Origin of the sequence: Paenibacillus pedocola (assembly GCF_031599675.1) — a bacterium.
In the GTDB taxonomy this organism is placed as follows: Bacteria; Bacillota; Bacilli; order Paenibacillales; family Paenibacillaceae; genus Paenibacillus_AQ; species Paenibacillus_AQ pedocola.
The window spans coordinates 3,066,963-3,090,270 of record NZ_CP134223.1 but is presented as its reverse complement, the minus strand read 5'-3'; the positions used below and the strand labels follow the sequence as shown (position 1 = coordinate 3,090,270).

The window sequence follows — 23,308 nt, the reverse complement described above, 5'->3', positions numbered from 1 at the left end:
AGCGTTCCTTCTTCGAATTCATTCACAATAAAACTCGCTTCTTATTAAGCAATTTCCGCTTCTTCATCCTCCAGCTTCACGGAGACGAGCTTAGACACGCCGCCTTCCTCCATTGTCACACCATAAAGCACATCCGCTTCCTCCATCGTACCCTTGCGGTGGGTAACCACGATGAATTGCGTCTGCTCAGAGAACTCCCGCAAATACTGGGCGAACCGGACTACGTTTGCTTCATCAAGCGCAGCTTCAACCTCATCCAGTACGCAGAACGGAACCGGCTTCACCTGTAAAATAGCAAACAGCAGTGCCATCGCAGTCAAAGCGCGCTCGCCGCCGGACAGCAGCTGCAGATTTTGCAGTTTTTTGCCGGGAGGCTGGGCCACGATATCAATGCCTGTCTCAAGCATATGCTCCGGATCTAATAGCTGCAAATCCGCGCGGCCGCCGCCGAACAGCTTCGAGAATACCGTCCCGAATTCCCGACGGATCGCATCGAAGGTCTGTTTGAAGCGTTTGGACATCTCTTCTTCCATCTCATGAATCACATGGTAGAGTGTTGTCTTAGCTTCTACCAGATCATCCTTCTGTCCGCTGAGGAAGGTGTAACGCTCATGAACACGCTGGTATTCCTCTATAGCCCCCAAGCTAACTTCACCCAGGGCGGAGATGCTGCGTTTGAGCCGCTGCACCTCGGCCTGGGCTGCCGGCACATCCTCGGGAACAGGATAACGCTGCTTCGCCAGCTCATAGCTCAGCTCATAGTCATCGCTTAGCTTGCGCAGGATATTATCCAGTTCGACATCCAGCCGTCCAACAGACACTTCAGTTGTACGGAGCTTGTCCTCTACAGACTTAAGGGCCTGGCGCTGGTCTTTGGTTTCCCCTTCGGCCAGCTCAAGCTTGCGTGTCAGAGCCGTGCGGTCAGCCCGTGCCAAATCCAGCGCTGCCGCTGTTTCATCTTTTTTGAGCCGGTAAGTATTGAGGTTCTCCTTCTGCTTCACAGCTTCCCGCGCATTCTCTTCCAGATCCTGTTCAATCGTCATGAGCAGGCTGCGGCTCTGGCGCAGCTCTTTCTCCTGCGATCCGGCATCCTGTCTCATACGGCGCAGCTGTTCTTCCAGTGAGAAAATCTCCTGATCCAGCTTGCCCTCCGTTACCTTCATCCCGGTCAGTTTACCTTGAAGCTCTTCCTTGGCGGATTCGCTCGCTTTACGCTCTGATTCAGCATTGCGGATCGCCTCATGGGCATCCTTCTCTTCCTGCTCCAGACGCGCAAGCTCCTTGACTGCCTGGACCCGGCTTTCTTCCAGTGCTTTGACTTCACTTTCAAAGCCGCTGCGCTCCGCCCCTGCACCATCCACCTGCTCCTGGACATGGCGCAATTCCTGCTCCAGCTGCTTCAGATCACCGGCAACCCGCTGCTCCTCCAGACGTTTCTCGTCACCGTCATGACGCAGCTCTTCCAGCTTCTGCGACGCATTCTCCTGCTCGTCCTTCAAGCGGCTGATGCCTTGCTTCAGCTTGCTGATCTGCAGCTCACTTTCTTCAATCTCACTGAGCAATTGATCCAGCTGGCGTTTTCGGCTAAGCAGGCTGTTATTCTTTTTATGCTGGCTGCCCCCGGTCATGGAACCGCCTGCATTCACGACATCCCCTTCAAGGGTTACAACACGGTAACGGTATTGGCATTTGGCGGCAATCCGGTTGGCCTGCTCCAGACTTTCAGCAATAACCACGTTGCCGAGCAAGCTTCCTATGATACTGGCATATTTATCTTCATAACCCACCAGTTCAGATCCGATGCCGACAAAGCCTTCGGCTCCTTCAACCATCCCCCGGTCGCTGCCTGTAATCTGCCGGGGCCGGATAACATCCAGCGGCAGAAATGTCGCCCTACCCAGCTGGCGTTGTTTCAGAAAAGCAATCGCCTGCCGGGATACCGCTTCATTATCCATAACAACATGCTGCAGTGAAGCACCCAATGCCGTTTCAACGGCCATTTCCAGCTTCTCCGGTACAGAGATCAGCTCAGCCACAGCGCCATGGACGCCGTTTAGCTGACCCTTACGCGCACCTTTGAGCACTTCCTTGACACCTAGCATGAAGCCGTCAAAATCATCCTGCATTTCCTTCATTGTCTCGTGCCTGGATACCTGCGCTTCGCGCTTCTGCTCCCATTTGCGGAGACCGGACTGCGTTTCTTCCAGCAGCTTCTGGCGTTTACTCGACTGCTCGCTTTCCGTTATATAAGCGTTGCGCAGAGCACCGATTTCTTTGCCAAGTGCGGTAATTCTATCCTTCAGCGTCTTCTGAGAGGCAGACAGCTCCTGCAGTCTTGCAACCCATTTGCCGCTTTCTTCGCTGCTTCGGCTCATCCGCCGTTCCAGGCTTTCCTTCTGCTGATCCGCATAGCGGATTTCATTGCGGGCCTGGGCCATCAGATTCATCAGCTCGAGCAAGGCGCTCTTCAGCTTCTCTTCCTTACTCTGGCTGATGCCTCCGGTGACGCCTTCCAGGCGGGTCTCTTCATCCGCCAGCTGGCTGCGTAAATCTTCGAGCGCCTGCCGCGATTGCGCAAGCTTCAGCTCCAGCTCCGCAAGCTCACGCTGGCGGCCTTCTGAGCGTTCGCCTACAGAACCTAAAGTGAGCATCAATTGTTCACGGTTGCTCTCCAGATTCCGTTTGCGTTCCTTGAGCACTTCTCCATAGCCTTCGCTCTTCTCATAGGCTTCACTGTATCGCAACAGCTGCTCCTGCAGTTTCTCAACCTGCTCCTCCAATGCCCGAAGCTCGGCTCGTCCGCTTTCCAGCTTGGCATCGTGAGCGGAAACCACCGTAGACAGTGCCAATTGTTCATGCTTAAGCACCTCGAGCCGGTCATTGCCTTCCTTCCAGGCGGTATGAATCCCTTCGATCTGGTGCACATATACTGAAATCTCCAGCTGTTTCAGCTGTTCGCGCAGTTCCTTATATCGAATGGCCTTCTCGGACTGATCCTTAAGCGGACCAATCTGATCCTCCAGCTCACTGATCAAATCGTGAATCCGCAGCAGATTCTGTTCCGTTTCATCCAGCTTGCGTCCGGCATCCTTTTTACGCGATTTATACTTAACAATACCTGATGCTTCTTCAAAAATTCCGCGCCGGTCCTCCGACCGGGTACTGAGAATCTCTTCAATCCGGCCTTGGCCGATGATTGAATACGCCTCACGCCCGATACCTGTATCCATAAACAGCTCCGTGATATCCTTTAACCGGCAAGCCTGCTTGTTAATTAAGTATTCACTTTCACCGCTGCGGTGTACCCGGCGGGTTACTGTCACTTCGCTGAAATCCAGCGGAAGCACATGATCCTCGTTATCCAGCGTCAGCGAAACCTCACCATAGTTCACCGCTTTACGCGCATCACTTCCGGCAAAGATGATATCCTCCATCTTGCCGCCGCGCAGCGACTTGGCACTCTGTTCGCCCAGCACCCAGCGGATGCCGTCGGAAATATTACTTTTGCCGCTGCCGTTTGGCCCGACTACTGCCGTAATGCCGCGAACAAATTCCATTTCTGTTTTATCAGCAAAAGATTTAAAGCCAGCTAATTCAATCCGTTTCAAAAACATGACTCGCCTATCACCTCTGACCTATTATAACATAGCGTTTATAGCCTAAAATAGCCCGCTCTATCTGAAAGAATAGCGCGGGCTATTCATCCGAAAAAGAGCAGCAAAAGTCTGACCTCCGCCTAAACGCCGGCATTCAGACCATTGCTGCTCTCCTCCGCTAACTTACTTGCCCCGGGTAAGCCAATCTTTGTTCAAATGCAACTACAAGATTCAAGCGCCGTCTTCCTTCAAACGCAATAGCGCCGCTGCGGCAGCCTGCTGTTCGGCTTCTTTCTTGGAACGGCCGTTGCCTCTGCCGAGAGACTGATTAGCCATATACACTTCAGAAACGAATTCACGCTCATGTGCGGGTCCCCGTTCTTCAATAATCCGATATTCCAGCGTACCCAAACCGTGATGCTGTATCAGCTCCTGAAGCTCCGTCTTGAAATCGCTCATCTGCATTTGCAGCTTGCCGTCCGTCTCCACCAGCGGGAATACGTGATTATCAAGGAACCTGCGGGCCGTTTCCAGACCCTGGTCAAGATAAAGCGCTCCCACGAAGGATTCAAACACATCGGCCAGCAAGGCCGGGCGGGTTCGTCCGCCCGTAAGTTCTTCCCCTTTACCCAGCAATACAAACCGTCCGAAGCCCAGACTTTCGGCGAACTTGACCAGTGAAGGCTCACACACAATGGCTGCCCGCAGCTTGGTAAGTTCACCTTCAGGCCGGTCAGGCAGAAGGTTGTACAAATATTCAGAAACCGTAAGCTCAAGCACGGCATCGCCCAGAAACTCAAGGCGTTCATTGTCCTGATGCTGGTTGAAACGGTGTTCATTCACATAAGATGCATGGGTAAAGGCCTGCTTCAGGAGTACAGGATCGTGAAATTGGATTTGAAGTTGATTTTGTAACTGCTTCAGGTCTCCTTTCACTGCACTGTTCTCCCCTTACTGTTTATATTTTTTGAGAATAACGGTCGCGTTATGTCCCCCGAATCCGAAGGAGTTGGACATAACAATGTTAAGCTCGGCCTCACGCGGCACATTCGGAACATAGTCCAGATCGCATTCAGGGTCTTGATTGTCCAAATTGATCGTAGGCGCAATCATGTTCTTTTGCAGGGAAAGTCCGCAAATAATCGCTTCTACACCGCCGGCTGCACCCAGCAAATGCCCGGTCATCGATTTCGTGGAGCTGATTGCAACTTTGTAAGCATGATCTCCCAGCGCCTTTTTGACGGCAGCCGTTTCAGACTTGTCGCCTACCGGCGTAGAAGTACCATGCGCATTGATGTAATCAATCTCTTCCGGTGCAATACCGGCATCACGAATCGCCATCTTCATGCAGCGCGCAGCACCGTCAGGATCAGGCTCAGTCATGTGATGAGCATCCGCACTCAGACCGTAGCCGATAACTTCGGCATAGATCTTGGCCCCGCGCTTCTCGGCATGCTCCAGCGATTCCAGAATCAGAATACCGGCGCCTTCTCCCATAACAAAACCATCGCGGTCAACGTCAAACGGACGGCTTGCCTTCTCCGGTTCATCATTACGGGTCGACATGGCTCTCATTGCACAGAAACCAGCCATACCCGTCGGACGGATCGTAGCTTCCGAACCTCCGCAGATCATTGCATCCGCATCACCGCGCTGAATCAGCCGGAAGGATTCCCCAATGGAATGGCTTCCTGTTGCGCAGGCCGTTACTGTCGTAGTGTTCGGGCCTTTAGCGCCGAGATTAATCGACAGCTGTCCGGAACCCATATTTGCAATCATCATCGGGATAAAGAACGGGCTCACCCGTTTAGGTCCCTTCTCCAGCAGAAGATTATGATTATCTTCCCAAGTACCTAATCCACCGATACCGGAACCGACCGATACGCCGATTCGCTCCGGATCGATATCTTCACCGATCTTAAGTCCGCTGTCCTTCAGCGCATCTTCACCGGCAGCTACCGCAAACTGTACAAAACGGTCCATTTTGCGGGCTTCCTTCCGGCCAAAACGCTCCTCCGGGTCAAAATCTGTTACTGACGCTGCAATTCGTGTGGTGTACTCACTGACATCAAAGGCTTCAACCAATGAAACACCGGATTTACCGTGCATCAGATTATCCCAAAACGTATCCAAATCCTTGCCCAGCGACGTTATTACGCCCATACCGGTAACAACCACTCTATGACTCAAACGCAATCACCCCATCTGTAGGCTGTATGCTTCATTATTCCGAAGCTGTTTGCTCTCTGAAAACTCTATATAAACTGCAGTCGCCGCAAGATTAACAATCTGCGGTTCTGTTATTTTCCGTGTAAAGGTGCGTTAAGCAGCCTTTTGTCTTGCCGTTTGACGTGTAAAATGAGGAGAAGTCCCGCCCTTACAGGAACGGGACCCTCAATCATATGACTCTAGGTATGAGATTGTATGTACTTCACAACTTCACCCACGGTCGTAATCTTCTCTGCATCTTCATCAGAGATTTCCATATCGAATTCATCTTCCAATTCCATAACCAATTCTACTACATCAAGAGAATCAGCACCTAAATCATCTTTGAAAGACGCTTCTAATGTTACCTCAGCTTCATCGGCACCTAAGCGGTCGATGACAATGCGTTTTACACGCTCCAATACATCGGACATCCGGTTCACCTCCTCTTTTGGTATTATACGAGATATGAAGTCAAAATACCATAGAGCTCAAAAAACGCTTTCCGGCCGCCTCTTCCCGCTTCCCCCATAATGCTATAAGCTTATTTGACCTTACATGTACATTCCGCCATCCACATGAAGTGTCTGGCCTGTCATGTAGGCTGCCCCTTCCGAAGCAAGAAATACAGCCGCATTAGCAATGTCCTCCACCCGCCCGAGCTTAGCAAGGGGAATCCCTTTGATCAGCTCGCTGCGGACTTCATCGGACAGCTCCCGGGTCATATCTGTATCAATGAACCCCGGCGCGATACAGTTCACAGTAATTCCCCGTGAAGACAGCTCGCGTGCCGCAGATTTCGTCATACCGATAACTCCCGCTTTGGCGGCGGTATAGTTTATCTGACCCGGATTACCGGTCACACCCACGACGGAAGAAATGTTAATGATCCGCCCGTAACGCTGCTTCATCATTGGACGTGTAGCTGCCTTCAGGCAGTTAAATACGCCCTTGAGATTCGTTTCAATGACTTGATCAAATTCTTCTTCCTTCATGCGCATAATCAGATTATCCCGGGTAATACCGGCATTATTGACAAGAATATCAATCTTGCCCCATGTGTTAATAACCTCTTTAACCAGGTTTTCCGCCTGCTCACTGTTACCGACATTACCCTGCAGGGCAATTCCTTCTGAGCCCAGCTCGGCGATTCTGGATACCGTCTCCTGAGCCGCAGCTTCGCTTCCGGAATAGTTCACGGCCACTTTCACACCGTGCTCTGCGAGTGCCAGCGCGATACTGCGTCCAATGCCGCGTGAGCCGCCTGTTACAAGAGCCGTCTGGCCTCTTAGTGCTGAGAACATTCTATTATTCCCCCTTCATTCATCATGCTCTGTGATTAGGTCATGGATCAGGTAATTACAGGGCAGTCTCAAGACTTTCCAGACTGTTGATGTTGATTACCTTAACGTTCTTGTCGATTTTGCGGATTAGTCCTGCCAGCACACTTCCGGAACCAATCTCTACAAAAGTATCTACACCGGCCGCGATCAGCCACTCTACACTATCCTGCCAGAGTACTGGTGAAAACACCTGGCGTACCAATAGTTCACGAATCTCTTCAGGATCAGTAACCGGTGAAGCAGTGACATTGACAATCACAGGCACAGAAGGAGCATTAAAGGTTATACTTTTCAGTTCAGCAGCCAGACGTTCAGCAGCTTCCTTCATCATCGAGGAATGGAACGGACCACTTACTTCAAGCGGAATAGCCCGCTTGCCGCCGGCTTCCTTGACACGCTGGACAACGCCGTCTACGCCTGCCTGAGAGCCGGAAACAACAATCTGCCCAGGGCAGTTGACATTAGCCAGCTCAACCGTGCTGCCTTCTGCGGAAATGCTGCGGCATAGTTCAGCCAGTGCCTCACGTTCTGCACCGAGCACGGCAGCCATAGCCCCCTGTCCGCCGGGAACCGCTTCTTCCATGAAACGTCCGCGCAAACGGACCAGCTTCACAGCATCTTCATATGTCAGCACGTTCGCTGCCACAAGAGCGCTGTATTCACCAAGACTGTGACCGGCAACATAATCCGGACTGAGACCTCTTCCGCTTAGTGCTTCAAGGTAGGCAACACTGGTGGTAACCAGAGCAGGCTGTGTATTGACCGTCTGCTTAAGCTCGCTGTCCGGCCCTTCGAATACAAGCTGACTCAGTGGAAATCCTAGTACCTCGTCGCCTTTCTCAAATACAGCACGGCTTTGCGGCAGTGCGTTATATACATCCTTACCCATCCCGACTGCCTGCGCACCCTGACCGGGAAAGACAAATGCGATTTTACCCATGAGTATGAACTCCTTCCCGTAACCGGAGCGCTTGACCGCTTAGGAATAAGCGGCAGAAGCACCGTTCCGTTCAAATATTACACGCTGTAGATTACCAGATTAAGACAGATGCGCCCCATGTAAGACCGCCACCAAAGCCAACCATCAGAACGGTGTCGCCTTCCTTCATTCGTCCTGCTTCTGCAGCTTCCACAAGAGCAAGCGGAATCGAAGCTGCTGAAGTATTTGCGTATCTGTCTACGTTAATTACGCACTTCTCTTCCGGCAGATCTAAACGCTGCATAGCCGATTGGATAATCCGGATGTTCGCTTGATGCGGTACAAACAGATCGATATCTTCCTTGCCGAGACCCGCTTTGGTCAGCACCCGCTCTGTAGCTGTACCCATGACCCGTACGGCGAACTTGAATACTTCACGGCCGTTCATGTAGATGAAGTGCTTCTTGTCTTCAATGGTCTGCTGGGAAGCCGGCAGACGTGATCCTCCCGCTTCCATCTTCAGGAGGCTGCCGCCGGAGCCTTCGGCACCCAGATCAAAGGACTGGAATCCGCGGCCTTCAGGAACCTCGCCGATGATGACCGCACCGGCGCCATCACCGAACAGTACACAGGTATTGCGGTCGGTATAATCCGTAATGCGTGACAGTGTATCCGCACCGATAATCAGCGCATTGTTGTACATACCGGTCTTTATAAACCCAGTTGCTGTTGCCAGACTGTATACGAAGCCGGAGCAGGCAGCCGATAAATCAAAAGCAGCAGCGCCCTTAGCCCCCAGTTTGTCCTGAAGGATACAGGCTGTAGACGGGAAAGAACTGTCCGGTGTAACCGTAGCTACAATAATAAGCTCCAGCTCCTCCGCCTTCATTCCTGCTGACTCCAGTGCTTTCAGTGCAGCTTCATAAGCAAGATCAGAGGTCGCTTCATGCGGAGCGGCAATATGCCGTTCACGTATCCCGGTACGGCTGACGATCCACTCATCATTTGTTTCAACTATTTTTTCCAAATCACTGTTGGTTAATATTTTCTCAGGCACGTATTTTCCTGTACCGATGATGCCTACCGAACGTAATTGATTCATATCGTCACTCACTTCCCGCTAATTTCCTTAGATATGCTGGACACTAAGCCAGCCTGCAGCGCGATCCGCGCCTGTCTTACCGCATTCTTCACTGCATTGCCGTCCGAAGAGCCATGCCCCTTCACCACAAGCCCGCTAAGGCCAAGCAGAGGTGCTCCTCCATGCTCTTTATAATCCATCTTGCCTTTGAGACTTCTAAGCTCAGGCATCAAAATCGCTGCGCCCAGCTTAGTTTTGAGGGACTTGCTGAATTGTTCCTTTAACAGAGAGAACATTGCTCCTGCCGTGCCTTCCAGTGTTTTAAGCAGGATATTGCCGGCAAATCCGTCGCAGACGAGCACATCGCAATTTCCTGTAAGCACATCACGCGCTTCCACATTCCCGACAAAGTTAATGCCCTCTAGAGCTTCCAGCAGCGGGTACGCTTCTTTCGTCAGTTCATTGCCCTTTCCCGGCTCTGTACCGACATTCAGCAGTCCGACCCGCGGTTTGGCGATTCCATGCACCTTGTTGCGGTAAATGCTGCCCATCAGGGCATACTGCACCAGATGCTGAGGTGTCGCATCCATGTTCGCTCCTAAATCAAGAGCCAGTACACCAACATCATCGAGTGTCGGAATCATCGGTGCAAGCGCCGGACGTTCGATACCAGCCATTCTTCCCACAACGAGCAGACCAGTAGTCATGAGCGCACCTGTATTTCCCGAAGAAATCATCGCATCAGCTTCGCCTTCCCGCACCATCCGGCCGGCTACGACCATCGATGAATCCTTCTTGCGGCGGACCGCCTTCACCGGCTCTTCGTCTGAGCCGATGACTTCCCCCGCATGTCTCACCGTCACATTGGACGGCTTGTTCTTAAGCAGCGGTTCAAGTCGGGCTTCATCGCCGACAAGCACCAGCTGTGTATCGCTCCATTCTGCGGCCGCGGACAGCGCACCTTCAACGTTGCATTCAGGTGCATTATCTCCGCCCATGGCATCAATGGCGATCAGCACTGCGGTTTCCCCCTTCGCTGTATTCTTCAATTGCAGACCGGTAGACAACAAAATGGCCCTGAAACACCAGTTCTTCTCCGACATATGTAAACACGTCCACTTCAGCCTTGCCGTTCCGGCCAGCAAGTGAACGCACCTGCGCTTTGGCAATACATTTCTCGCCTAACCGCACCATACGTACAAAACGGATATCGGCGGAAGCCGTCAGGGCAATCTCATCGTTGATCACGGCAACTGCCAGCGAATTGGCTTGGCCAAACACATAATGGCCGCGGGCTATCCCGTTTCTGGAGAAGACATGCTCCTCACGGATTTCGAATATGGAAATGCCGCTGCGGTCCAGCTGCAAATCAACAATATCACCAACCACTTCGTCAGGAGGCAGGGAACGCACCTGATCGTAGGAGTGTTCTGCCATTTGCTTCATCCGTTCGCGCAATTCCGGAATACCGAGCTCCAGCCGGTCCAGCCGTATGGTCTGGATACTGACCTTGAGCTGCCGGGTCAATTCACGGTCAGTCACAAATGGATTGCCATCTATAATGTGCAGCAGCTGCTGCTGGCGCTCTTTCTTGGACATCCGCTCTATGGCGGCTCACCTCCTGGCACATGCTCAAGCGGAAACGTTATATTAGATCAAAGCATCGGGCCAAAGAAAAGGCCGCTATTATCATAGCTATTAAGGTATAAAATCACTTTAGAACCAGGTACTAATATGTAGTATAAAGCATGGAACGGCAAAAATAAAGCATTGACTTAAAAGTGACATACTGCGTAACCTGCAAATGCCCGCCCTGCCTGATAATTTGCAGTATGGGCAAAGTACTTTCTATTATTCTCATAAAAAATAGCACCCCACCAGAAGATGAAGTGCTACCTTTTATTAAAACTATTGTTTGATGATCTCTCTAGCTTTGTAAGTTCCGCAAACTTTGCATACGTGGTGAGCCAGTTTAAGCTCTCCGCATTGTTCACATTTCACCATACCTGGTACTACCAGTTTAAAGTGTGTACGACGCTTGTCACGGCGTGTCTTGGACGTTCTACGTTGTGGTACTGCCATTGTTTTCGACCTCCTGAATGTGTTGTTGACCCGTTATAACCCGGGATTTGTTCTTAGTCATCTTGCTTGGTAAAGAATCCTTTCAACGCAGCGAGTCGAGGATCGATCACTGTGTTGTCGCAACTGCAGGTGCCTTCGTTCAAATTTTGTCCGCATTTCTGACAAAGACCAAGACAGTCTGCCTTGCACAATACCGAATCCGGCAAGTGCAGTACGAAGTTTTCTTCCACATACGGAACAAGATCCACAGTCTCATCCGTGATGTAGATGAGTTCTTCATCTTCATCTTCGGGAAGAATCGGCTGCTTAAGCCATTTGAAAGTCTCAGCAAAAGGAATGTTCAATTTGCTGTTCACCTCACAGAGGCAACGTGCACATAACATGTCCACATTTCCTTCCAATGTTCCCACCACGTTCACACTATCGGTTTCCGCGGGCAGCGCTTTAAGGTTCACTGAGAGTGGTGCAACAGCAAGTATATCCTTCCGCCCTCTGACAAGCTCGCTGACATCCAGGGTTTCCTGGAATTGCAGAGACTCGTCGGCATTTGCCATTTTGCGAAAGTGAATCTTCATAATCATCACTCCAAACAAACAAAAATTATTATACCTAGAATTACCGATCTTTGTCAACCATTTTTCCTTTATATTGTTTCAGGAAGCTGGACAACTTATGATATAACTAATGAATCAATATATCAATTAGGAATTTGGAGTGACACGACCGTGACTACTGTTGGTATTATAGCCGAATATAACCCTTTACATAACGGGCATGTCCATCATTTTAACGAGGCCAAACGATTGTCGGGCGCGGACAGCGCCATCGTCGTGATGAGCGGCCCGTTCACCCAGCGCGGTGAGCCGGCAGTGGTCAGTAAACGCGCCCGCACGGAAATGGCGCTGCATATGGGCGCCGATCTCGTCATTGAGCTGCCGGTTGCCTATGCCCTGCAGCCGGCGGAATGGTTCGCCTTCGGAGCCGTCTCTCTGCTGGAGGCGACCGGTGTCACTTCAAGCCTGTGCTTCGGCTCCGAAGCCGGCGCTTTGGGTGAACTGCTCCCCCTGGCCGCATTCCTGGCCGAAGAGAGCAGCGAACTGCAGGCCGAGATCCGCCGCCGCATGGCGCTCGGAGCGAGCTTCCCTGCCGCCTACAGCGCAGCGGCGGCAGCAGCCTGGGAAGGGACTCCCGGCGGCCACGGGAGTCCCGGTGGTGCCGAGGCGCTGCTGCGGCAGCCGAACAACAGCCTCGGCCTGCACTACCTCATCGCGCTGCGCCGGCTGGGGAGCGCGATGCAGCCCTTGACCGTGCCGCGCACCGGCGCAGGGTTTCACGACCCGCTGCAGAGCGGGTCGTCCATTGCCAGTGCCACGGCGATCCGCCGCCTGCTCCTGGAAGGCGGATCACCCGCTGCATACATGCCGGAATATAGCATGTCCATACTGGAAAGAGAGCATGCGGCCGGCAGAGGTCCGGTAAGTCTGGAAGACTTCCGAAACCAGCTGCGCCATGTGCTAGTAACCCGGACCGCAGCAGAGCTGCAGCTGCTCCAGGATATGAACGAGGGGCTGGAGAACCGTCTCCTGCGGGTAATGCCGCAGCTGGAGCAGTTCACCATCAGCGGGCTCCTGGAGGCTGTAAAAAGCAAACGCTACACGCATACGCGCCTTCAGCGCCTGCTGGTGCATACACTGCTGAATCACAGAAAAAAAGAAATGACCCCTTCCACTTTAGCGCAGGGTCCAGGCTATATCCGGATACTCGGTTTCCGGGAGAACGGGCGTAAGTTGCTGAAACGCATGAAACAAACCGCCGCATGGCCCGTCATCACCTCACCGGCAGGCTTCTCCCATCTCGGCCTGGAGCGTGATATTCAGGCGGCAGCCGCTTACGCAGGAGCTTTCGGCTGTCCGCTGCGCAACGATTTTTACAGCGATTACTTCATGCCGCCGGTTAGGGTGTAACCGGCAGCTTCTCCATGTATTCCAACGCGTCGTTTAGCGTCGACACAGGCACCAGCTTCATGTCGGTGCCTATTTTATCGGCTCTTGCTTTTGCTTCGTCATAATTTTTGACAGGGACAAAGAACACCTCTGCCTTCTCGCGGTCTGCAGCTACAATCTTATGCTTAACCCCGCCAATAGCCCCGACATTTCCGTCTGCGTCAATAGTGCCGGTACCGGCTATCCGGTGTCCTTTGGACAGGTCGCCAGGAGTAAGCTGGTTGTAAATTTCCATCGTAAACATAAGTCCTGCCGACGGTCCTCCAACATTGGTATCTACAAAGCTGACATCCTTGCCTGCTACCTTAGGCTTAACTTTCTGCACTGCACCGATTACCACTCCCAGACCGGGTTTTACAGCAGCGGTATCTTTATCCTTAACCTCTACCAGGGTTACCTGCTCTTTGATTTCCTTGCCGCCCCGCTGCAGCACTACCGCCACTTGATCGCCAATTTTACTGGTGGATAAGAGTGCTGATAAAGTCTCCGGATCCGCGATATGCTTGCCTTGCACACTGATAATCTTGTCACCAGGCTGAAATTGTCCTTGATTATCCGTGTCTGGAACAGAGAATACATACAAATAATCCACTACATCCTCATAAGGAACATTCGCAGCATGATACGCAGCCTGTACAGCAAAGGATTGCGAACTGTTCATATAATACACCTGTTCAGCCGCATACTCCTGCTCTGTTTTATCTCCAAGCCGGGTTTCTTTTAGGACAACCTCAGAATAGGAGTTAAATAAAGAGGCAATTAGCAGAGCCACATTGGCATAGCTGGCCGACACCGTTGTCATCATAAAGGTGCCCTTCTCATCCTTATCTGCATTCTGCACCTTGATCATCGGCGCAACCTCCGAGGCACTGCCGGGCTGATATACGATGTAAGGGGTATTCATAAAAACTGTAACATAGAGTATAACCACTAAAGTAAACAAGTAGGCGATGGCGCGGAATCCTACCCGGCGTTTCTGTTGCCTCAATGCTTTTCCCTTCTTTCCCGCGGCTCTATGCTTCCTTCAACGAACTTCAGAAGCTGTACCTTCTCCGGCTATGGCATGATGGTTGTCTGCACTGCATAAATTGATAACAGTCTTCAGCCCATGTCCTAAGTTATGAAGAGGTGATGCTCATAATGAATAATGTTAAAATACGGCGCTTAACTTCAGCCTCTGCACCCTTCGTGGCCGGTACTGCAGCCATTCTGCTGGCAGTTGCCATTGTCTCAGCACCGGAGTCCTCCTTCGCGGCTTCCCTTCAGGGCCTCAAGCTATGGTGGACGCTGATCTTCCCGGCACTGCTGCCCTTCCTGATCTTATCGGAAATGCTGACCGCTTCAGGCTTTGTTCATGGCTTCGGCGTCCTGCTGGAGCCGTTAATGATCAAGGTGTTCCGCCTGCCCGGAGCCGGAGGGTGGACACTGGCGCTTGGCATGACTGCAGGATTTCCCGCAGGTGCGGGGGGAGTTCAGCAGCTCCACAAGCAGGGCAGTATATCAGACAAGGAGGCCGGACGGCTGGCCGCGCTTGCCCATTTTGCAAGCCCGGTAACTCTGGTTATTGTAGTGGGGGTTGCCTTCCTGCATAGCCCTGCCGCCGGATATACCCTGCTTGCCATCCACTGGTTGTCAGGCCTGGCTGCTGGATTCACCGCTGCACTATTCGTAGGCAGAAGGAACAGTGTAACACAAGACATCACACACGATACAAAAACCTTACCCAAACGTGTTCATCAGGCTATCTTAGAGGCCCGTGAACGGGATGGCCGGAGCTTCGGCAAGCTGCTTGGTGAAGCTGTGGCCTCTGCGGTCCAGAATCTGATGGTCGTCGGCGGATATATGATTATGTTCTCCGTGGTCATCAACATAGCAGCTACTTTGTTCCCCCAGCTGCCGCCGGCTCTGGCTGCCAGTATTCTGGAGATCCATCTGGGCGCAAATGCACTGACTTCAAAAGTTGCGGCGCCATTTGTCTTTAGTTCCATGGGTGTAACCGGCATGGCTCTCCTGTCTGCAGCGCTGGGATGGAGCGGAATTTGCGGACAACTCCAATCATTGACGGCACTTAAACAAGCCAAGGCCCGCTTTATCCCTTACGCCGCTGTCCGGCTGCTGCATGGCTTGTACGCTTTCGCCTTAACCTTTCTGCTGTGGAAGCCGCTGCTTAACGTCCGAGCAGTTGTTCTGCCGGCAATCAGCCGTACAGATGCAGCAGTAACTCCGGAAACCTTAAGTCCTATTACCGTCTGGAACCTGATTCCGCAGCTGCTGAGCCTACAATCCATATTGCTGCTGTTATTATTGGTGTTCTCTGCCCTGGTGTATGCTGTTACTTCGTCCGGGCGTCCAGCTGGCTGAATTTGAGCTTCATAGCACGTTCGACCTCAGGCGCTACAAAGTCCGAAACATTCGCGCCAAAGTGAGCCAATTCCTTCACTACACTCGAGCTAAGATAGGAATATTTCGGGTTAGTCATCATGAATATGGTTTCTACCTCTGGATCTAGACTATGATTTATTGAAGCGGTCTGCAGTTCATACTCAAAATCGGTGACCGTACGAATCCCACGCACGATCACCTGGGCGTTCTTTTGCCGGAGATAATTAACGAGCAGATCACGGAAGCTGTCAACCTCGACATTCGGAATATCCGCCGTAGCCTGCCGCAGCAGCTCCGTGCGCTCCTCCACCGTGAACATCGGGTTTTTGCTTAAATTATTGAGTACGGTAACAATCAGTCTGTCAAACTGTTTTGCTGCGCGCCGGATAATATCCATATGTCCCATGGTTACCGGATCAAAGCTCCCCGGATAGATGGCGACACGTTCTTTTCTAATTTGCAGACTCATCATTACCCTCCTTACTACCACCGGCAGCTTCCCCCGGAGCAGCTTCATACTGATAAATGGAGATTGTCGTTTCTCCGTATACAGCCTGCCGTGTTCTATAGAACCCAGGAATATCCTCTGGATAGACATAACCTGATTCATGTTCAAGCACGATTACTGCATCAGGTTTAAGCAATCCTTTCTGGGCCATCGCCAGCATCAATTCATCCCCATGCTTCAGCCGATAGGGCGGGTCCAGGAAAACAAGGTCAAAGGCACGCCCCCGCTTTTCAAGCGCGCTCAGCGCTCTACCGGCATCATTGCGGTACACTTCCGCCTGTTCCTCCATTTTGACCGCTTTCAGATTGGAACGCACCGTATCAATGCTCTTCTGCTCCATATCCACAAAAACCGCACGGTCCATCCCTCTGCTCAGCGCTTCGATCCCAAGGCCTCCAGTGCCGGCGAACAAATCCAGCGCTGTTCCACCCTCGAAATAAGGGCCGATCATGCTGAATACCGCTTCCTTCACTTTGTCGGTCGTGGGCCGCGTCCCGCTGCCCGGAACACTCTTCAGGGGTCTCCCCTTTGCACTTCCCGATACAACTCTCACCGATTCACCTGCTCTATGTCTCTGTTTATTACGCCGGTTAGGGCATAAGTCCAAGCCTATAGTACCACAATTGTCTGGTTAAATAAAAAGTTTGTCTGGATGTGTCATTTTAGAGGTGCAGATATTTTTCAGCTTCGATGTATAAGATCGTTCATTCCGGGACAACATGTAACTATCGGCATTGCAAAATGTCGTAGACAACCGCGGAGCAGGCTTACGTTTCCCCATAAGCTCTTCGTCCGGTTTCTCCTCTCCCATGAAAGAGGCCCTAGAAATAGGGCCTCGATTTTTCATGTAATGAACCCTTGGTCTATATGATTTTTCATCGTGATTCCTCAAGCTATTAATTTATATTGAAGTGTCATTTGGATGGCACTCAGGTGGCCTTAAACATTGGCCTAAAATAGAAACAACGGCAGCTGGACATGAAAACAAAGTCCTAGTCTGCCGCTGTCTTATTTGACTTTCTTTCAACGTTCGGTCAACAATCAAACGTCATAATCAGTCTAAAATCTGCCGGGTTATTTCTTGCAACTATAAGGTGAATGACTTCCAACAATCTGCTTCCACATTCCCTATAGTTTACTGTTTCATATATTTTCTCACCATTCATGTTCTCATCTTCGAACTCAAACACTTGATCCCAATTATAATCGATTAATTCTTTAGCGGTAAACCACGTCGTATCATGGCCTTCCAAAGCCCTGATTTGTAGCGGAATCTCAGGACTGACGTCCTCAGGCAACCCACGTGGAGCGCTGATGTAAGGCATATTTTCGGAGTTTCGTTGATTGGCCAGAATTGCAAAAAGACCGTAGTTCCGATCGGTGAAAACCATATCCTCACGCTCAACATTCCAGACAGGCCCTTCATTGCGTTCAGGATAAAGAATAGCCATGCTGTCTTTAGTCCATTTATCTATCGATATCCACGTCCCTGCATGGTCCGTTTTATGAATCCAAATCCAATTCCCTGTAGGATCGGTTTCATAAGTGTCTGTACGATACATTTTTTGTTCTACAAAGCAGTGAATATCTGTCCCCAAAAAAGTCCCCCCTTCTTTCATCACTTGTTTGAACTACAGAACAATTTATTAATTAACAAATTCCATCCCTTCCTTAGGTTATCCTGCTCAAATAATCAAAACACCCCCTAAAATCTCCACCGGATAAACTATAAGTTTATCCGAGTGGCGACTCTAAGGAGTGTGCTCTAATGCTTTTTGATATGTTATTACCAGATTTTTCACGATAGTTTTCTGCTATTTATAATACGAAGTAGTCAAAGGAACGAACATGGCCGCGCCGTCTTCAACTTGCCCGGTTACAAAAATTGAATCTACTCCTGCAATATCAGCTTCTATTGTTACAAGTCCTTGCTCAGCTGTAATTGTCTGCTTTTTGAGAACCGTGTCGGTATCACTATCCTGTATGGTGAAGTCTTTAATATCGCCGCCAATTGCCGCAACCTGGATGTACAGCTTCTGATATTTATTTTTAGGGTAGAGCATAAAGGAGCTGCCGCGTGTTCCGCTGCCGTTGTCGAAATGGACGTCTTTATAATCCTTGTCCAGATAGACCGTTTTGTCCGGGTCTTTAGTATGGTATGAAGAATCAAAGCCAGAGGCAATGGAAACGCCTTCGAGTTGTTCCCCTAAGAATATGGTATTGGCGGTGGGATCAAATTTAACGGCAACCCCCAGCAGGTCAGATACGGCTCTGACTGGTAAGTAAGTGGTATTGTTATAAGTAATCGGGGCTACAACTGCACCGCTGCTGTTCTTAAGCTGTACGGGCTGACCATTGAGTTTAAATTTAATACTTGGATTCAGGAATGCTTTAATCTCTTGCAGGTTGGCACCGGCAACAACTCCGGCTCCCATTCCCCCGAGCACAGCAAAAGCGGTAAACGCAGCAGTCATTTTCTTTTTCACTTTGTTAATTCCCCTCCGCATATATAAAATTTTAAATTCCTATATTGGGAGTATAATGAATCGTTCCCGGGTATGCAATATTTTCCTGCTCATAAAAAAAGAACTACCACAAAGGCAGTTCAATAAATTGGATATGCGGCTGCGAGATTTTAACGTCTTTGACGACTTCCTTATAGCCTTTCTCCGAAAGAAAACACTTCTGCTCTATTCCCTTCAGGTTCTCCCCGAAATAAGCGACATGGAAGGTTTTGTCGAGCTGAATGATGTTGGAGACATTAATCAGGGTATTGCGGTCTGCCAGGACAAAATTGTAGCCTGAACTTGTAAGTGTAGTTACCCAATATTTCAGCGTGCCGACTGTATAAAACACTTCATCCTTCGTGTGGACTACGATTCTATATAGATTTCTTTCGAATTCCATGTATGTAATTTCGGTAATATCGAGTGCGGACAATCCGCTGTTACCTTTCACATCACGGGTCACAGACATACTGCTCAAGATGACCAACTCCAATACTATTTCAATAATTCTTCCGGAACCTCCGGCTGATGTACAAAAAGAACACTAGGAACAGCATCTACTACAAAAACAGCCAGGAAGGCTAAAACCGACGCCAGTTTATAAACGGCTTTGCGCTGAAATGTTCCGATGACTTCCGCTCCCCTTTTTCCATACGATTACTAAACTCACAGCCTGGGCCATAAAACTGCCCGCAATAACCGGCGATGCAATAAAGATATTCGTAACTACAAGTGCGGCTGCAATGAATTTCAGCTTTGGCCAGTGCTTCGCGGGTATTCTCGTCTGCTTGTCAATTCCGATAGGTGCAAGCAGAAGAACGAGCAGTAGGCTCAGGCTGTTCATTAGCTGTACATACAAAATATCCGCCTGTACATAGGATAAAGCTGTAAACAAAACCGTTGTAAACAGTACGCAGCCCAAGCCTGATCGGAGATGCACCCCGCCCGAGACTTGCCGCAGCAGCGCGAAGGAGATCAGAATCAATACGGCTTCTGCCGCTTTACCTGTGATCACTGAGATCAACAACGTACATCCTACAACAAGTATCACATTGAGCACAATCGATACAGCAAATTTCAGGACTGCATAGGATGCCGGATGTTCAGGGACGACATTTTTGATTCTTGCCGCGATCCACCCTGCCAGGTTCTCAAGCATCCTCCCGCTCCTTTTTCGTTGAATAATATAACAGGAATGCGGACATCACCATGAAGAACATAATATCGATCCAAAGGTTTCTATAAACCAGCAGCGCAGATATCCCGATCAGAAAAATAATGATTAACACGCTGAGCACAATATCTTCCAGCTTGAATCTCAGTTTTTCCATATCAAACGTAAAGCCCTTGCCTTTGCGGTAAGCAAACCAGAAGATTACGAACACTACTGCAGCAGATGCTGTTTGCAGGATGTACCCGTTGATTGTGTTATTCTCCACCTGCGAAAGGGAACCGAACATAAGCAACACCAATAATGACTGGATAACGGCAAAGATCACATATCCTGAGATCGTTGCAATAACTGAAAAAACAAACGGCATCCTGACAACAGCAGCAAAAAAGAATATGAAAACAATAATTGTGACTAGAGGTGAAATATTGGCCATATCAAGTTCATTCCTGAGCAGATAGCTTTGCAGATTATTGATTAAAATAATAAACATCGCCGGCCAGATGAATGCCCTCCATTTAAACCGAAAGAGTGTCATAATCAAATAATATAATGATACAGTTTCAATCGTTGAGAAAAACATAAATCCTACAATATCCCACGACAACACACAACACCGCCTGGCATCAATTTCATTCATTGGATTAATTATATCTCTTTAGACCTATACACGTATAGCTAAAAATCTATTATTTCAGCCGGCTGGTGCCATATTGCCTCCTTTAGTTCAACTCTATGAGTCACCACATTCGTGTTCTGATCTACACAAAAACAACCGCCCCTTAGGGACGGTCGTTACAGAAATATGAACATTGAGTCAGTTAGTCTATTCAATATTTTCAAACAGCGGAGTAGATAAGTATCGTTCACCTGTTTCCGGCAGAATTATAACAATATTCTTGCCTTTGTTCTCCGGCCGACCGGCAATTTGCACCGCAGCATGCACTGCAGCACCTGAGGAAATGCCTACGAGCAAGCCCTCAGTTCTGGCAAGGCTGCGCGCTGCTTCAAAGGCATTCTCGTTTTTCACCTGAACGATTTCATCAACCACCGCAGGATCGAAATTTCCAGGTACAAAATTGGCTCCGATGCCTTGAATCTGATGTCCACCCGGTTTGCCTCCTGACAGGACCGGAGAGTCTGCGGGTTCAACAGCGATTACCTGGACACCGGGTTTTCTCTCTTTCAATATTTGACCTACTCCGGAAACTGTACCTCCTGTACCGACTCCAGCCACGAAAATATCCACTCCGCCATCCGTATCCTTCCAAATTTCTTCTGCAGTCGTCTCCCGGTGAATCTGCGGATTGGCTGGATTACTGAACTGTTGAGGAATAAAAGAATTCGGGATTGAAGCAGCCAGCTCCTCTGCTTTTCCGACTGCACCAAGCATACCTTCGGATGCCGGGGTTAGTATCAGCTCTGCACCGAGTGCTTTCAGCAGCTTGCGTCTCTCCACACTGAACGATTCCGGAAGCACAATCATAAGCCGGTAGCCCAGCGCCGCAGCGGCAAAAGCAAGACCAATCCCGGTATTCCCGCTGGTAGGTTCGATCAGGACCGAGTTTTGATTTATCAGCCCTTTGGCTTCTGCATCCTTTATCATCGCAAAACCAATACGGTCCTTGACACTTCCCGCCGGATTAAAATATTCCAGTTTGCCTAGCAGCCTGGCTTCCACATGGTGGGCGTTACCGTAATTCCCTAGCTCCAGCAGCGGAGTATTACCAATCAACTCGGTAAGGTTCTTATAAATTTTCGGCATCTTTAATATCCTCCCTAAAGTCCTAATGACTGTATTGTGCGTTGATCCATGCTCCCATATCTGTAATGACCTGCGGGTCCACGATGTCCGGTACATTATACTCAGCCGTTGTTCCGGCTCCGGCCCCGTCATAATTGACAAAAAAGTGATTTAACCCCGGGTACTGCTTAAACTCAGCCGCAGGATTATTTTTGAGAACTTCTTTCCAGAGGGGAAAGTCTGTACCGGCAAATATCTGAAAATCATCTGCTCCTTGCATTACGAGTACGGGTTTTGCCAGCCTTCGTGCCAGCTCCGCCGTATCGTGCTGCTGCATTTCCTGTAGGTAGAACGCCGGGATTCCAAACACAGCCGGTGCCTGCTTGGCTTGCTCAGTGCTTAATGAGGATAGCGCCTTCGCTTTCATGAGTTCACCGTCTATTGCCGAGCGTGTCTGCACTTTGAGCGGATTACTATCGTCCAGACCATCGATTACATTCATGTTCTGATCATACACAATTTCCCATAGCTTCCGCGGAGATCCTGCCAGCAGTATTAACCCGGCAAAATCACCGCCGTCAGCATCGATTCTTGGAGCCAGCATTCCTCCAAGGCTGTGCCCGGCCAGATACACATGCCCCGGGTCCAGCCGTTTATCCAACTTCAGCAACCCGGCCGCAAGTATGGCATCGTCTACCGTTTCTTCTTTTACAGTAAAGCTTGCTGCTGCCTCATCTCCCATAAACTCTTTGGGATAAGTGTACGAACGCTTGTCATAGCGTAGGACAGCAATCCCTTGCTGCGCTAATCCCCATGCGATATCGCGAAAGGGCTTATAGGCAAAAGCCGTTTCATCGTGATCGGTTGAACCGGATCCATGAACAAGCACTACAGACGGAAGCCGGCCTGACGAATGCTCAGGAAGTGTCAGAATTCCTTTTAACGGATGTGCAGTGCCTTCACCAACTACTACGGTCTCTTCGGTTAAGCCTTCCGGTAGCTCCCGCTCCACAGCGGGTGCAGCAGCAGGTGTAAACCTTAAGCCGGTTAACCGGGCATTGTTGTCCACAGTGATAATCATGCTTAAATTGCCTTTGGAGAATTCCGCCGTTGCCTGAATTACGGTTTGTCCTTTAACTTGCATGGTAGTCACCGGGTTCAATTGAACATAGACTCCATAGGTACCGTCCAGACTCTCCCAGCCCGATTGAAGTGCAGAGATTGAAACCAGCCTTTTAAGCTCTGTATTGAACAAGTCCTGCCATAGTTCCTCATACTGGCCGGCATTCAGCAAACCTACTACGTAGTCTGCGTATTTCTGAGGGGTGATTACGGCAGCCTCAAACGAACTTGCATCAAAAGATGTGATTAAACCCAGCGCTCCAAAGAAGGATAAAGGTACATATATGCGGTTATCCTTGAGCACCGCCTTACCCTCAAGGGCGAGCTGGCCCTTACCACTTGTGACAACAGTACTTCCTCCCAGCCTGTATACATATTCCAGTTCATCACTCTTCATTAGCAGGCTGTTCTGTTCTTTTATGTAAGTGACCTCATAACCCAGCGCTTCTCCTACTGGACGGACAGGCACCATAATAACAGATCCGTCTACAAAAGGGCTAACTCCGGCCGGTACCTTCAAGTTCTCGAAGTTGACGCTGAAGCCTGCTATATCTTCGGCACTATGCACCACCGGTGAACCCCATAATCCCCCAAGAACCAGCAGACTGCAGATCATTATCAGGGATAACCCTTTTCTCACTT

Annotated in this window: 24 protein-coding genes; 2 read left to right on the top strand and 22 right to left on the bottom strand. The window is 50.1% G+C overall.

The genetic code is table 11. The features are described from left to right. Positions 1-44 precede the first annotated feature (44 nt). The 11 genes from smc to QU597_RS13315 all read right to left on the bottom strand — a co-directional run bounded on the left by smc (position 45) and on the right by QU597_RS13315 (position 11,804). On the bottom strand, positions 45-3,614 hold the full coding sequence (gene smc, locus QU597_RS13365) for a chromosome segregation protein SMC (protein ID WP_310833062.1): 3,570 nt from the start codon (positions 3,612-3,614) through the stop codon (positions 45-47). Between the two features lie 213 nt (positions 3,615-3,827). Next, the gene (rnc, locus tag QU597_RS13360; protein WP_054940417.1) at positions 3,828-4,532 is read right to left on the bottom strand and encodes a ribonuclease III; all 705 of its coding nucleotides are present in this window, start codon (positions 4,530-4,532) and stop codon (positions 3,828-3,830) included. 15 nt (positions 4,533-4,547) lie between these two features. After that, entirely contained in the window at positions 4,548-5,786 is a 1,239-nt protein-coding gene (gene fabF, locus QU597_RS13355) for a beta-ketoacyl-ACP synthase II (protein ID WP_310833061.1), read from the bottom strand. A 218-nt stretch (positions 5,787-6,004) separates the two neighbouring features. Next, positions 6,005-6,238, bottom strand: coding sequence for an acyl carrier protein (locus QU597_RS13350; RefSeq protein ID WP_019911228.1), 234 nt, complete (start codon positions 6,236-6,238; stop codon positions 6,005-6,007). A gap of 120 nt (positions 6,239-6,358) precedes the next feature. Then, the gene (gene fabG, locus QU597_RS13345; RefSeq protein WP_310833060.1) at positions 6,359-7,108 is read right to left on the bottom strand and encodes a 3-oxoacyl-[acyl-carrier-protein] reductase; all 750 of its coding nucleotides are present in this window, start codon (positions 7,106-7,108) and stop codon (positions 6,359-6,361) included. A 55-nt stretch (positions 7,109-7,163) separates the two neighbouring features. After that, on the bottom strand, positions 7,164-8,087 hold the full coding sequence (fabD, locus tag QU597_RS13340; RefSeq protein WP_310833059.1) for an ACP S-malonyltransferase: 924 nt from the start codon (positions 8,085-8,087) through the stop codon (positions 7,164-7,166). A 91-nt stretch (positions 8,088-8,178) separates the two neighbouring features. Continuing rightward, entirely contained in the window at positions 8,179-9,168 is a 990-nt protein-coding gene (locus tag QU597_RS13335) for a beta-ketoacyl-ACP synthase III (protein WP_310833058.1), read from the bottom strand. An 8-nt stretch (positions 9,169-9,176) separates the two neighbouring features. Further along, positions 9,177-10,166: a phosphate acyltransferase PlsX gene (gene plsX, locus QU597_RS13330; protein ID WP_310833057.1), complete on the bottom strand. Its 990-nt coding sequence runs from the start codon at positions 10,164-10,166 to the stop codon at positions 9,177-9,179. Further along, the gene (gene fapR, locus QU597_RS13325; RefSeq protein ID WP_310833056.1) at positions 10,150-10,746 is read right to left on the bottom strand and encodes a transcription factor FapR; all 597 of its coding nucleotides are present in this window, start codon (positions 10,744-10,746) and stop codon (positions 10,150-10,152) included. Before fapR ends, plsX begins: the two co-directional genes overlap by 17 nt. A 309-nt stretch (positions 10,747-11,055) precedes the next feature. Then, the gene (gene rpmF / locus QU597_RS13320) at positions 11,056-11,229 is read right to left on the bottom strand and encodes a 50S ribosomal protein L32 (protein WP_019911234.1); all 174 of its coding nucleotides are present in this window, start codon (positions 11,227-11,229) and stop codon (positions 11,056-11,058) included. Between the two features lie 53 nt (positions 11,230-11,282). Continuing rightward, entirely contained in the window at positions 11,283-11,804 is a 522-nt protein-coding gene (locus tag QU597_RS13315) for a YceD family protein (protein ID WP_206104654.1), read from the bottom strand. Positions 11,805-11,954: 150 nt separating this feature from the next. Here QU597_RS13315 and QU597_RS13310 point away from each other — a divergent pair, with 150 nt between their 5' ends. Beyond that, positions 11,955-13,193 (top strand): nucleotidyltransferase, encoded by a 1,239-nt coding sequence (locus tag QU597_RS13310; protein WP_310833055.1) that lies wholly within the window; start codon positions 11,955-11,957, stop codon positions 13,191-13,193. Here the strand turns inward: QU597_RS13310 and QU597_RS13305 are convergent. Next, positions 13,183-14,220: a SepM family pheromone-processing serine protease gene (locus QU597_RS13305; protein ID WP_310833054.1), complete on the bottom strand. Its 1,038-nt coding sequence runs from the start codon at positions 14,218-14,220 to the stop codon at positions 13,183-13,185. The genes QU597_RS13310 and QU597_RS13305 overlap by 11 nt on opposite strands. Positions 14,221-14,372: 152 nt before the next feature. On the opposite strand from QU597_RS13305, the gene QU597_RS13300 reads away from it, so the two are divergent. Beyond that, positions 14,373-15,593, top strand: a complete 1,221-nt coding sequence (locus QU597_RS13300) for a nucleoside recognition domain-containing protein (RefSeq protein WP_310833053.1) — start codon at positions 14,373-14,375, stop codon at positions 15,591-15,593. Here QU597_RS13300 and coaD read toward each other — a convergent pair. The 10 genes from coaD to QU597_RS13255 form a co-directional block, all read right to left on the bottom strand. Further along, the gene (coaD, locus tag QU597_RS13295) at positions 15,565-16,083 is read right to left on the bottom strand and encodes a pantetheine-phosphate adenylyltransferase (RefSeq protein WP_054940410.1); all 519 of its coding nucleotides are present in this window, start codon (positions 16,081-16,083) and stop codon (positions 15,565-15,567) included. The genes QU597_RS13300 and coaD overlap by 29 nt on opposite strands. Next, a complete protein-coding gene (gene rsmD / locus QU597_RS13290; RefSeq protein WP_370656245.1) occupies positions 16,067-16,729 on the bottom strand; it encodes a 16S rRNA (guanine(966)-N(2))-methyltransferase RsmD in 663 nt (220 codons plus the stop codon). Before rsmD ends, coaD begins: the two co-directional genes overlap by 17 nt. A gap of 427 nt (positions 16,730-17,156) precedes the next feature. Next, positions 17,157-17,720: a hypothetical protein gene (locus QU597_RS13285; RefSeq protein WP_310833051.1), complete on the bottom strand. Its 564-nt coding sequence runs from the start codon at positions 17,718-17,720 to the stop codon at positions 17,157-17,159. A gap of 216 nt (positions 17,721-17,936) precedes the next feature. Then, positions 17,937-18,608 (bottom strand): stalk domain-containing protein, encoded by a 672-nt coding sequence (locus QU597_RS13280; RefSeq protein ID WP_310833050.1) that lies wholly within the window; start codon positions 18,606-18,608, stop codon positions 17,937-17,939. A gap of 103 nt (positions 18,609-18,711) precedes the next feature. Continuing rightward, complete coding sequence (locus QU597_RS13275; RefSeq protein WP_310833309.1) at positions 18,712-19,098, bottom strand: LytTR family transcriptional regulator DNA-binding domain-containing protein; 387 nt, start codon at positions 19,096-19,098, stop codon at positions 18,712-18,714. 26 nt (positions 19,099-19,124) lie between these two features. After that, entirely contained in the window at positions 19,125-19,226 is a 102-nt protein-coding gene (locus QU597_RS28775) for a cyclic lactone autoinducer peptide (protein WP_369698853.1), read from the bottom strand. 1 nt (position 19,227) lies between these two features. Further along, positions 19,228-19,788, bottom strand: coding sequence for an accessory gene regulator ArgB-like protein (locus QU597_RS13270; RefSeq protein ID WP_310833049.1), 561 nt, complete (start codon positions 19,786-19,788; stop codon positions 19,228-19,230). Further along, complete coding sequence (locus QU597_RS13265) at positions 19,781-20,407, bottom strand: hypothetical protein (RefSeq protein ID WP_310833048.1); 627 nt, start codon at positions 20,405-20,407, stop codon at positions 19,781-19,783. Before QU597_RS13265 ends, QU597_RS13270 begins: the two co-directional genes overlap by 8 nt. A gap of 219 nt (positions 20,408-20,626) precedes the next feature. Next, a complete protein-coding gene (cysK, locus tag QU597_RS13260; protein WP_310833047.1) occupies positions 20,627-21,565 on the bottom strand; it encodes a cysteine synthase A in 939 nt (312 codons plus the stop codon). Between the two features lie 22 nt (positions 21,566-21,587). Beyond that, on the bottom strand, positions 21,588-23,306 hold the full coding sequence (locus QU597_RS13255) for an alpha/beta fold hydrolase (protein WP_310833046.1): 1,719 nt from the start codon (positions 23,304-23,306) through the stop codon (positions 21,588-21,590). Positions 23,307-23,308: the final 2 nt, after the last annotated feature.